12 protein-coding genes are annotated in these 10,698 nt (G+C 67.5%); 8 read left to right on the top strand and 4 right to left on the bottom strand.

The features are described 5' to 3' along the window. The first annotated feature begins 98 nt into the window (after positions 1–98). Positions 99–1,070 (top strand): IS481 family transposase, encoded by a 972-nt coding sequence (locus ACNQR1_RS36340; RefSeq protein ID WP_047328144.1) that lies wholly within the window; start codon positions 99–101, stop codon positions 1,068–1,070. Here ACNQR1_RS36340 and ACNQR1_RS36335 read toward each other — a convergent pair. Both ACNQR1_RS36335 and ACNQR1_RS36330 read right to left on the bottom strand, forming a co-directional pair. Next, the gene (locus ACNQR1_RS36335) at positions 1,067–1,900 is read right to left on the bottom strand and encodes an aldo/keto reductase (protein ID WP_003889251.1); all 834 of its coding nucleotides are present in this window, start codon (positions 1,898–1,900) and stop codon (positions 1,067–1,069) included. The genes ACNQR1_RS36340 and ACNQR1_RS36335 overlap by 4 nt on opposite strands. Before the next feature lie 5 nt (positions 1,901–1,905). Continuing rightward, a complete protein-coding gene (locus tag ACNQR1_RS36330) occupies positions 1,906–2,736 on the bottom strand; it encodes an aldo/keto reductase (protein ID WP_040634844.1) in 831 nt (276 codons plus the stop codon). On the opposite strand from ACNQR1_RS36330, the gene ACNQR1_RS36325 reads away from it, so the two are divergent. The 4 genes from ACNQR1_RS36325 (at position 2,735) to ACNQR1_RS36310 (ending at position 6,376) form a co-directional block, all read left to right on the top strand. After that, positions 2,735–3,835, top strand: coding sequence for an alpha/beta hydrolase fold domain-containing protein (locus ACNQR1_RS36325; protein WP_418050216.1), 1,101 nt, complete (start codon positions 2,735–2,737; stop codon positions 3,833–3,835). The two genes, ACNQR1_RS36330 and ACNQR1_RS36325, sit on opposite strands and share 2 nt — an antisense overlap. 35 nt (positions 3,836–3,870) lie before the next feature. Further along, entirely contained in the window at positions 3,871–4,659 is a 789-nt protein-coding gene (locus ACNQR1_RS36320) for a DsbA family protein (RefSeq protein WP_047041144.1), read from the top strand. Next, positions 4,656–5,288: a vitamin K epoxide reductase family protein gene (locus tag ACNQR1_RS36315; RefSeq protein WP_003889255.1), complete on the top strand. Its 633-nt coding sequence runs from the start codon at positions 4,656–4,658 to the stop codon at positions 5,286–5,288. The genes ACNQR1_RS36320 and ACNQR1_RS36315 overlap by 4 nt, the downstream gene beginning before the upstream one ends. A 116-nt stretch (positions 5,289–5,404) precedes the next feature. Continuing rightward, positions 5,405–6,376 carry an IS481 family transposase gene (locus ACNQR1_RS36310; RefSeq protein ID WP_047328144.1) on the top strand — a complete coding sequence of 324 codons (972 nt, stop codon included), beginning with the start codon at positions 5,405–5,407 and terminating at the stop codon, positions 6,374–6,376. Here ACNQR1_RS36310 and ACNQR1_RS36305 read toward each other — a convergent pair. Further along, positions 6,373–7,206, bottom strand: a complete 834-nt coding sequence (locus ACNQR1_RS36305) for an aldo/keto reductase (protein WP_003889251.1) — start codon at positions 7,204–7,206, stop codon at positions 6,373–6,375. The genes ACNQR1_RS36310 and ACNQR1_RS36305 overlap by 4 nt on opposite strands. A 5-nt stretch (positions 7,207–7,211) precedes the next feature. Continuing rightward, a complete protein-coding gene (locus ACNQR1_RS36300; RefSeq protein ID WP_040634844.1) occupies positions 7,212–8,042 on the bottom strand; it encodes an aldo/keto reductase in 831 nt (276 codons plus the stop codon). On the opposite strand from ACNQR1_RS36300, the gene ACNQR1_RS36295 reads away from it, so the two are divergent. Genes ACNQR1_RS36295 through ACNQR1_RS36285 form a run of 3 tightly spaced genes read left to right on the top strand, consistent with a single transcriptional unit; the run spans position 8,041 to position 10,594 of the window. Continuing rightward, positions 8,041–9,141 carry an alpha/beta hydrolase gene (locus ACNQR1_RS36295; RefSeq protein ID WP_047041146.1) on the top strand — a complete coding sequence of 367 codons (1,101 nt, stop codon included), beginning with the start codon at positions 8,041–8,043 and terminating at the stop codon, positions 9,139–9,141. The genes ACNQR1_RS36300 and ACNQR1_RS36295 overlap by 2 nt on opposite strands. Before the next feature lie 35 nt (positions 9,142–9,176). Next, positions 9,177–9,965, top strand: a complete 789-nt coding sequence (locus ACNQR1_RS36290; RefSeq protein WP_047041144.1) for a DsbA family protein — start codon at positions 9,177–9,179, stop codon at positions 9,963–9,965. After that, positions 9,962–10,594 (top strand): vitamin K epoxide reductase family protein, encoded by a 633-nt coding sequence (locus ACNQR1_RS36285; RefSeq protein ID WP_003889255.1) that lies wholly within the window; start codon positions 9,962–9,964, stop codon positions 10,592–10,594. Before ACNQR1_RS36290 ends, ACNQR1_RS36285 begins: the two co-directional genes overlap by 4 nt. Positions 10,595–10,698: the final 104 nt, after the last annotated feature.

Below are 10,698 nucleotides of genomic sequence, written 5' to 3'. Positions count from 1 at the left end.
CAGACAGGTTGTGAACGGCGTGGTGAGCGGAAGTAGGTGAGGACCTCCGGTATCGGTGTGGTTACCAAACACGCACATCCGATTACCGAGAGGTCCTCATGGTCCACGCTAATGCTTCGTTGACTCCTCGTGGGCGGTTGCGGCTTGCGCAGGCGGTTGTTGATCAGGGCTGGAGTTTGCGGCGCGCGGCTGAGCGGTTCCAATGTTCGGTGGCCACAGCCAAGAAATGGGCCGACCGTTATCGCGACGGTGGCGAAGCAGCGATGGTAGACCGGCCCAGCCGGCCGCATCGCAGTCCGTTGCGGTTGCCGAAACGACGTGAGCGGCGCATCGTCAACCTGCGCTTCACCCGGCGCTGGGGCCCACATCGCATCGCCGCTTACCTGCACCTGCCACGCTCGACCGTTGAGGCGGTGCTGCGCCGCTACCGGATGCCATTGCTGCGGCACCTGGACCAAAACACCGGGTTACCGGTACGCCGGCCCAAACCCCGCCGCTATGAGCACCCGGCTCCCGGCGACTTGGTCCATGTCGACGTCAAGAAACTGGGCCGCATCCCCGACGGGGGCGGCCATCGCAAGCTGGGTCGCCAAGCCGGCCGGCGCAACCGCTGCGGCATGGGATACACGTTCTTGCACCACGCCGTTGATGACCACTCCCGGCTGGCCTACTCCGAGGACCTCACCGACGAACGCAAAGAAACCGCCGCGGGATTCTGGAAACGCGCCAACGCGTTCTTCGCCGACCACGGCATCACCGTCAAACGAGTGTTGACCGACAATGGATCCTGTTACCGGTCAAAGAATTTCGCTGAAGCGCTCGGCCCCGACATCACCCACAAGAGGACCCGGCCCTACCGGCCACAGACCAACGGCAAAGTCGAGCGATTCAACCGCACCCTGACCACCGAATGGGCCTATGCGCAGACCTACCGCTCTGAGGCCGAACGCGCCGGAACCTACCAGCACTGGCTGCATCACTACAATCACCACCGACCCCACACCGGCATCGGCGGAATGACACCAATCGAGCGCCTACGCGTTCACAACCTACCCGTGAAGAACAACTAGCCGGTGTACGTCTCCGGGTCCGGGCGGTACCGGGTGCCGTCGTCCAGGCCGTTGAGCGCGGCCATCTGGTCGTCGGTGAGCTCGAAGTCGAACACCTCGAGGTTGGCCGCCAGGTGCTCCGGCGACCTCGACCGGGTGATGACCGAGTTGCCCAGCTGCAGGCTCCACTTGATCAGCACCTGCGCCGGGGTCTTGCCGTGCGCCTGGGCCACCGAGACGACGGTCTCGTTGTCCAGCAGCCGGCCCACGCCCAGCGGGCTGTACGCCTGGGTGACGATCCCGTAGCCCTTGTTCACCTCGCGCAGGTGCGCCTGGTTGAGCAGCGGGTGCAGCTCGATCTGGTTGACCGCGGGGGTGAAGAACGACAGGTCGATGACGTTCGACAGGTGCTCCTCGTGGAAGTTGGACACCCCGATGGACTTGGCGTCGCCGAGCTCCTTGTTCTTCATCAGCCCGCCCCAGCTGTCGATGTACTTGCCCTGCTCACCGGCGGGCCAGTGGATCAGGTACAGGTCGACGTAGCCGAGACCGAGTTCCTCGACACTCTTGCGGCAGGCGTCCTGCGCACTCTTGAAACCCTGGTCGCGGACGTCGAGCTTGCTGGTGACGAAGATCTCCTCGCGGGGCACCCCGGACTTGCGTACCGCGCGGCCGACGGCGGCCTCGTTGCCGTACGCGGCGGCGGTGTCGATCAGTCGGTAACCGGCCGACAGCGCCGCCAGCACCGCCTGCTCGGCGTCGGCCTCGGACAGCTCGCCGACGCCGATGCCGAGCACCGGCATGGTGTTGTCGTCGTTGAGCGTGACCGTCGGAATGGACGAGGAGGTCATGTCACCTACCCTGTGAACTCGAAATTTCTCGGGTCGGGACCCAGGCGAGTGCCATCGCCGAGCGACGAGATCGACGCCATGTCCTGCTCGCTCAACTCGAAGTCGAACACGTCGAAGTTGCTCACAATCCGCTCGGGGGTCACCGATTTCGGGATGACTATATTGCCGAGTTGGATATGCCACCTAATCAGTACCTGCGCCGGGGTGCGTCCGTGCGCCTCCGCGACTGAGGTGACGGTCGGATTCGCCAGCAGCGATCCCTGCCCCAGCGGGCTCCACGCCTCGGTGGCGATGCCCAGTTCGGCGTGTACCTCACGCAGCTCCTGCTGCTGAAGCAGCGGGTGCAGCTCGATCTGGTTGACGGCGGGCACGACGCCGGTGGCGTCGATCAGCGTGCGCAGGTGTTCGGGCTCGAAGTTGCTCACCCCGATCGAGCGGATCCGGCCCTGGTCACGCAGGTAGGCGAACGCCTTGAAGGTGTCGACGTACTTGTTGGTCTTCGGCATCGGCCAGTGCACCAGATACAGATCGAGATACTCCAGGCCCAGCCGCTCCATGCTCTTGTCGAACGCGGCCAGCGTGCTATCATAACCCTGGTCGGCGTTCCACAGCTTGGTCGTGATGTAGACGTCCTCGCGGCGCAGACCCGACTTGGCCAGCGCCTGCCCGACCTCGCGTTCGTTCTGGTAGGCGGCGGCGGTGTCGATGTGCCGGTAGCCCGCCTCCAGCGCCGTGGCAACCGCGCGCTCGGTGGCCTCCGGCGGCGTCTGCCAAACTCCGAGTCCAACCTGGGGGATCGCATTACCGTCATTCAGCGTGATCAAGGGAGATGCCATGACTGCGAGTCTGCCAGCTGACGGCGCGTACAGCCCGGGACGCAAGGAGGCGCTCGTCACCGCGATGGCGGGTGTCACCCTGCGCGCGTTGCCGCGCATCCCCGACCCGGTGAAACGCCTGCTGCTGGCGGGCCGCACGGTGACGGTGGACGGCAACACCCTCGACACCACGGTGCAGCTGATGCTCGCCGGGCAGAAGCTGGTCGGGATCGACGGTGGCACCAACAACGTGGCGGCGGCGCGGGCGCAGCTGCGCGACCTGTCCGGCGGGTTCCGGCAGGCGATCCCGGTGGCCGCGGTCGAAGATCTCACCGTGACCGGCGGGGACGGTGAGATCCCGGCCCGCCACTACGTTCCGCCCACATCCACCGCCGACACGGCCGCCCCGCTGCTGGTGTTCTTCCACGGCGGCGGCTTCGTGATCGGCGACCTCGACAGCCACGACGACCTGTGCCGGCTGATCTGCCGCGACGCCGGGGTGCACGTGCTGTCGGTCGACTACCGGCTGGCCCCCGAGCACAAGGCGCCCGCCGCCGCCGACGACGGGTTCGCCGCCTACCGCTGGGCGCGCGAGCACGCCGCCGAACTCGGTGCCGACCCGGACCGCGTCGCGGTCGGCGGGGACAGCGCCGGCGGCAACATCGCCGCCGTCGTCGCCCAGCGCGCCCGCGCCGAAGGAGTGCCGCAACCGGCGCTGCAACTGCTCATCTACCCGTGGACCAACCCCAGCGGCGAGACCCGGTCGCAGACCCTGTTCGCCTCCGGCTACTTCCTGACGAAGGCCGACATCGAGTGGTTCGCCGACAAGTACGTCACCGGTGCGTCGGTGCAGATCACCGATCCGGTCGTGTCACCGCTGCTGGCCGACGACCTGTCCGGGCTCGCGCCTGCACTGGTGCTGACCGGCGGCTTCGACCCACTGCGCGACGAGGGCGTGGCCTACGCCGAGGCACTGCGCGCCGCCGGGGTGGCCGTCGACCTGCGGCAGGCCGGTGCGCTGATCCACGGCTTCGCCAACATGTTCCCGATCGGGGGCGGTTGCGCGGCCGCGGTCGCCGACATGATCAGCGCGCTGCGCACCCGTCTGCGCGGCGTCTGACGGGCCGCGAAAACGCCGCCGGTACGCTTGTCCCCGTGGCCTCGAAACCGAAGAAGACCCCGAAGTACGACCTGAAGGCGGCCGACAAGAAACGCAATCTGGCCGTACAGATCGGGTTGACCGCGATCGTCGTGATCTTCGCCGTCGCGCTGGTGCTCTACATCGTCATGACCAAGGAGGACAAGCCCGGCGAGGGTGAGGCCAAGCCGATCCGGGTGGCGTCCAGCGACGTCATCACCGGTGACGACGGCGAGCCCAAGGCCGTGCTGTCGCTCTACGAGGACTTCCTGTGCCCGGCGTGCGGCAACTTCGAGAAGGCCTTCGGCCCGACGATCAACCGGCTGATCGACAGCGGCGCCGTGGCGGCCGACTACTACATGGTCTCGATCCTGGACCGGGCCGGCCAGGGGTACTCGACCCGCGCCGCGAACGCCGCCTACTGCGTGGCCGAAGCCGACACCGAGGCGTTCCGCCGCTTCCACGCCGCGCTGTACGCCCAGCAGCCGCCCGAGGGCGTCGGCCCGTTCCCGGACGAGGCCCGGCTGACCGAGGTGGCGCGCCAGGCCGGCGTCGTCGGCGACGTCCCGAACTGCATCGAGAAGGGCCGCTACGACGACATGGTCAAGGGCATGGCCAAGGCGACCGAGGTCAAGGCCACCCCGACCATCCGCATCAACGGCAAGGACTACAAGCCGACGACCCCCGACGCGCTGATCGACGAGATCAGGAGCATCGTCGGTGACCTGCCCGTGCTCGACGCCGGTGCGCCGCCGCCGAATCCGGATCCGACGACCCCGGCGCCCGCTCCCGCTCCCGCTCCATGAGCGTGAGCGCGCCAGGGGAGGTGTCCCCGGCCGAGCCGGACAGCCCCGAGCACGGTGGGGTGCACGTCGGGAGGCTGAGCGCGCTGTGGGTCCTGATCGCCGGCGTGGTGGGCCTCTCGTCGGCGCTGGCGCTGACCATCGAGAAGGTCGAGCTGCTCAAGAACCCGGCCTACGTGCCGACGTGCAGCCTCAACCCGGTGCTGTCCTGCGGTTCGGTGATGGTCACCCCGCAGGCCGCCGTGTTCGGTTTCCCGAACTCGCTGATCGGCATCGTGTCGTTCACCGTCGTGCTGGTGACCGGGGTGCTCGCGGTGGCCCGGGTTCAGCTGCCCCGCTGGTACTGGGCCGGGCTGGCGGTCGGCACGCTGCTGGGCACGGTGTTCGTGCACTGGCTGATCTACCAGAGCGTGTTCACCATCGGCGCGCTGTGCCTGTACTGCATGGTGGTGTGGTCGATGACCATCCCGCTGCTGGTCGTGGTGACGACGATCGCGGTGCAGCCGCAGCGCGGCAACGCCGTGCTGCGCGGGCTGCACACCTGGCGCTGGTCGATCGTGGCGCTGTGGTTCACCGCGGTGATCCTGTTGTGCCTGGTGCGGTTCTGGAGTTACTGGTCCACTCTGCTCTGAGGATCTAGGTGTAACTCCCAGACAGGTTGTGAACGGCGTGGTGAGCGGAAGTAGGTGAGGACCTCCGGTATCGGTGTGGTTACCAAACACGCACATCCGATTACCGAGAGGTCCTCATGGTCCACGCTAATGCTTCGTTGACTCCTCGTGGGCGGTTGCGGCTTGCGCAGGCGGTTGTTGATCAGGGCTGGAGTTTGCGGCGCGCGGCTGAGCGGTTCCAATGTTCGGTGGCCACAGCCAAGAAATGGGCCGACCGTTATCGCGACGGTGGCGAAGCAGCGATGGTAGACCGGCCCAGCCGGCCGCATCGCAGTCCGTTGCGGTTGCCGAAACGACGTGAGCGGCGCATCGTCAACCTGCGCTTCACCCGGCGCTGGGGCCCACATCGCATCGCCGCTTACCTGCACCTGCCACGCTCGACCGTTGAGGCGGTGCTGCGCCGCTACCGGATGCCATTGCTGCGGCACCTGGACCAAAACACCGGGTTACCGGTACGCCGGCCCAAACCCCGCCGCTATGAGCACCCGGCTCCCGGCGACTTGGTCCATGTCGACGTCAAGAAACTGGGCCGCATCCCCGACGGGGGCGGCCATCGCAAGCTGGGTCGCCAAGCCGGCCGGCGCAACCGCTGCGGCATGGGATACACGTTCTTGCACCACGCCGTTGATGACCACTCCCGGCTGGCCTACTCCGAGGACCTCACCGACGAACGCAAAGAAACCGCCGCGGGATTCTGGAAACGCGCCAACGCGTTCTTCGCCGACCACGGCATCACCGTCAAACGAGTGTTGACCGACAATGGATCCTGTTACCGGTCAAAGAATTTCGCTGAAGCGCTCGGCCCCGACATCACCCACAAGAGGACCCGGCCCTACCGGCCACAGACCAACGGCAAAGTCGAGCGATTCAACCGCACCCTGACCACCGAATGGGCCTATGCGCAGACCTACCGCTCTGAGGCCGAACGCGCCGGAACCTACCAGCACTGGCTGCATCACTACAATCACCACCGACCCCACACCGGCATCGGCGGAATGACACCAATCGAGCGCCTACGCGTTCACAACCTACCCGTGAAGAACAACTAGCCGGTGTACGTCTCCGGGTCCGGGCGGTACCGGGTGCCGTCGTCCAGGCCGTTGAGCGCGGCCATCTGGTCGTCGGTGAGCTCGAAGTCGAACACCTCGAGGTTGGCCGCCAGGTGCTCCGGCGACCTCGACCGGGTGATGACCGAGTTGCCCAGCTGCAGGCTCCACTTGATCAGCACCTGCGCCGGGGTCTTGCCGTGCGCCTGGGCCACCGAGACGACGGTCTCGTTGTCCAGCAGCCGGCCCACGCCCAGCGGGCTGTACGCCTGGGTGACGATCCCGTAGCCCTTGTTCACCTCGCGCAGGTGCGCCTGGTTGAGCAGCGGGTGCAGCTCGATCTGGTTGACCGCGGGGGTGAAGAACGACAGGTCGATGACGTTCGACAGGTGCTCCTCGTGGAAGTTGGACACCCCGATGGACTTGGCGTCGCCGAGCTCCTTGTTCTTCATCAGCCCGCCCCAGCTGTCGATGTACTTGCCCTGCTCACCGGCGGGCCAGTGGATCAGGTACAGGTCGACGTAGCCGAGACCGAGTTCCTCGACACTCTTGCGGCAGGCGTCCTGCGCACTCTTGAAACCCTGGTCGCGGACGTCGAGCTTGCTGGTGACGAAGATCTCCTCGCGGGGCACCCCGGACTTGCGTACCGCGCGGCCGACGGCGGCCTCGTTGCCGTACGCGGCGGCGGTGTCGATCAGTCGGTAACCGGCCGACAGCGCCGCCAGCACCGCCTGCTCGGCGTCGGCCTCGGACAGCTCGCCGACGCCGATGCCGAGCACCGGCATGGTGTTGTCGTCGTTGAGCGTGACCGTCGGAATGGACGAGGAGGTCATGTCACCTACCCTGTGAACTCGAAATTTCTCGGGTCGGGACCCAGGCGAGTGCCATCGCCGAGCGACGAGATCGACGCCATGTCCTGCTCGCTCAACTCGAAGTCGAACACGTCGAAGTTGCTCACAATCCGCTCGGGGGTCACCGATTTCGGGATGACTATATTGCCGAGTTGGATATGCCACCTAATCAGTACCTGCGCCGGGGTGCGTCCGTGCGCCTCCGCGACTGAGGTGACGGTCGGATTCGCCAGCAGCGATCCCTGCCCCAGCGGGCTCCACGCCTCGGTGGCGATGCCCAGTTCGGCGTGTACCTCACGCAGCTCCTGCTGCTGAAGCAGCGGGTGCAGCTCGATCTGGTTGACGGCGGGCACGACGCCGGTGGCGTCGATCAGCGTGCGCAGGTGTTCGGGCTCGAAGTTGCTCACCCCGATCGAGCGGATCCGGCCCTGGTCACGCAGGTAGGCGAACGCCTTGAAGGTGTCGACGTACTTGTTGGTCTTCGGCATCGGCCAGTGCACCAGATACAGATCGAGATACTCCAGGCCCAGCCGCTCCATGCTCTTGTCGAACGCGGCCAGCGTGCTATCATAACCCTGGTCGGCGTTCCACAGCTTGGTCGTGATGTAGACGTCCTCGCGGCGCAGACCCGACTTGGCCAGCGCCTGCCCGACCTCGCGTTCGTTCTGGTAGGCGGCGGCGGTGTCGATGTGCCGGTAGCCCGCCTCCAGCGCCGTGGCAACCGCGCGCTCGGTGGCCTCCGGCGGCGTCTGCCAAACTCCGAGTCCAACCTGGGGGATCGCATTACCGTCATTCAGCGTGATCAAGGGAGATGCCATGACTGCGAGTCTGCCAGCTGACGGCGCGTACAGCCCGGGACGCAAGGAGGCGCTCGTCACCGCGATGGCGGGTGTCACCCTGCGCGCGTTGCCGCGCATCCCCGACCCGGTGAAACGCCTGCTGCTGGCGGGCCGCACGGTGACGGTGGACGGCAACACCCTCGACACCACGGTGCAGCTGATGCTCGCCGGGCAGAAGCTGGTCGGGATCGACGGTGGCACCAACAACGTGGCGGCGGCGCGGGCGCAGCTGCGCGACCTGTCCGGCGGGTTCCGGCAGGCGATCCCGGTGGCCGCGGTGAGAGATCTCACCGTGACCGGCGGGGACGGTGAGATCCCGGCCCGCCACTACGTTCCGCCCACATCCACCGCCGACACGGCCGCCCCGCTGCTGGTGTTCTTCCACGGCGGCGGCTTCGTGATCGGCGACCTCGACAGCCACGACGACCTGTGCCGGCTGATCTGCCGCGACGCCGGGGTGCACGTGCTGTCGGTCGACTACCGGCTGGCCCCCGAGCACAAGGCGCCCGCCGCCGCCGACGACGGGTTCGCCGCCTACCGCTGGGCGCGCGAGCACGCCGCCGAACTCGGTGCCGACCCGGACCGCGTCGCGGTCGGCGGGGACAGCGCCGGCGGCAACATCGCCGCCGTCGTCGCCCAGCGCGCCCGCGCCGAAGGAGTGCCGCAACCGGCGCTGCAACTGCTCATCTACCCGTGGACCAACCCCAGCGGCGAGACCCGGTCGCAGACCCTGTTCGCCTCCGGCTACTTCCTGACGAAGGCCGACATCGAGTGGTTCGCCGACAAGTACGTCACCGGTGCGTCGGTGCAGATCACCGATCCGGTCGTGTCACCGCTGCTGGCCGACGACCTGTCCGGGCTCGCGCCTGCACTGGTGCTGACCGGCGGCTTCGACCCACTGCGCGACGAGGGCGTGGCCTACGCCGAGGCACTGCGCGCCGCCGGGGTGGCCGTCGACCTGCGGCAGGCCGGTGCGCTGATCCACGGCTTCGCCAACATGTTCCCGATCGGGGGCGGTTGCGCGGCCGCGGTCGCCGACATGATCAGCGCGCTGCGCACCCGTCTGCGCGGCGTCTGACGGGCCGCGAAAACGCCGCCGGTACGCTTGTCCCCGTGGCCTCGAAACCGAAGAAGACCCCGAAGTACGACCTGAAGGCGGCCGACAAGAAACGCAATCTGGCCGTACAGATCGGGTTGACCGCGATCGTCGTGATCTTCGCCGTCGCGCTGGTGCTCTACATCGTCATGACCAAGGAGGACAAGCCCGGCGAGGGTGAGGCCAAGCCGATCCGGGTGGCGTCCAGCGACGTCATCACCGGTGACGACGGCGAGCCCAAGGCCGTGCTGTCGCTCTACGAGGACTTCCTGTGCCCGGCGTGCGGCAACTTCGAGAAGGCCTTCGGCCCGACGATCAACCGGCTGATCGACAGCGGCGCCGTGGCGGCCGACTACTACATGGTCTCGATCCTGGACCGGGCCGGCCAGGGGTACTCGACCCGCGCCGCGAACGCCGCCTACTGCGTGGCCGAAGCCGACACCGAGGCGTTCCGCCGCTTCCACGCCGCGCTGTACGCCCAGCAGCCGCCCGAGGGCGTCGGCCCGTTCCCGGACGAGGCCCGGCTGACCGAGGTGGCGCGCCAGGCCGGCGTCGTCGGCGACGTCCCGAACTGCATCGAGAAGGGCCGCTACGACGACATGGTCAAGGGCATGGCCAAGGCGACCGAGGTCAAGGCCACCCCGACCATCCGCATCAACGGCAAGGACTACAAGCCGACGACCCCCGACGCGCTGATCGACGAGATCAGGAGCATCGTCGGTGACCTGCCCGTGCTCGACGCCGGTGCGCCGCCGCCGAATCCGGATCCGACGACCCCGGCGCCCGCTCCCGCTCCCGCTCCATGAGCGTGAGCGCGCCAGGGGAGGTGTCCCCGGCCGAGCCGGACAGCCCCGAGCACGGTGGGGTGCACGTCGGGAGGCTGAGCGCGCTGTGGGTCCTGATCGCCGGCGTGGTGGGCCTCTCGTCGGCGCTGGCGCTGACCATCGAGAAGGTCGAGCTGCTCAAGAACCCGGCCTACGTGCCGACGTGCAGCCTCAACCCGGTGCTGTCCTGCGGTTCGGTGATGGTCACCCCGCAGGCCGCCGTGTTCGGTTTCCCGAACTCGCTGATCGGCATCGTGTCGTTCACCGTCGTGCTGGTGACCGGGGTGCTCGCGGTGGCCCGGGTTCAGCTGCCCCGCTGGTACTGGGCCGGGCTGGCGGTCGGCACGCTGCTGGGCACGGTGTTCGTGCACTGGCTGATCTACCAGAGCGTGTTCACCATCGGCGCGCTGTGCCTGTACTGCATGGTGGTGTGGTCGATGACCATCCCGCTGCTGGTCGTGGTGACGACGATCGCGGTGCAGCCGCAGCGCGGCAACGCCGTGCTGCGCGGGCTGCACACCTGGCGCTGGTCGATCGTGGCGCTGTGGTTCACCGCGGTGATCCTGTTGTGCCTGGTGCGGTTCTGGAGTTACTGGTCCACTCTGCTCTGAGGATCTAGGTGTAACTCCCAGACAGGTTGTGAACGGCGTGGTGAGCGGAAGTAGGTGAGGACCTCCGGTATCGGTGTGGTTACCAAACACGCACATCCGATTAC

The sequence above is a fragment of the Mycobacterium sp. 48b genome (genome assembly GCF_048282725.1).
Taxonomy (GTDB): domain Bacteria; phylum Actinomycetota; class Actinomycetes; order Mycobacteriales; family Mycobacteriaceae; genus Mycobacterium.
This window is presented reverse-complemented; position numbering and strand designations above follow the sequence as displayed.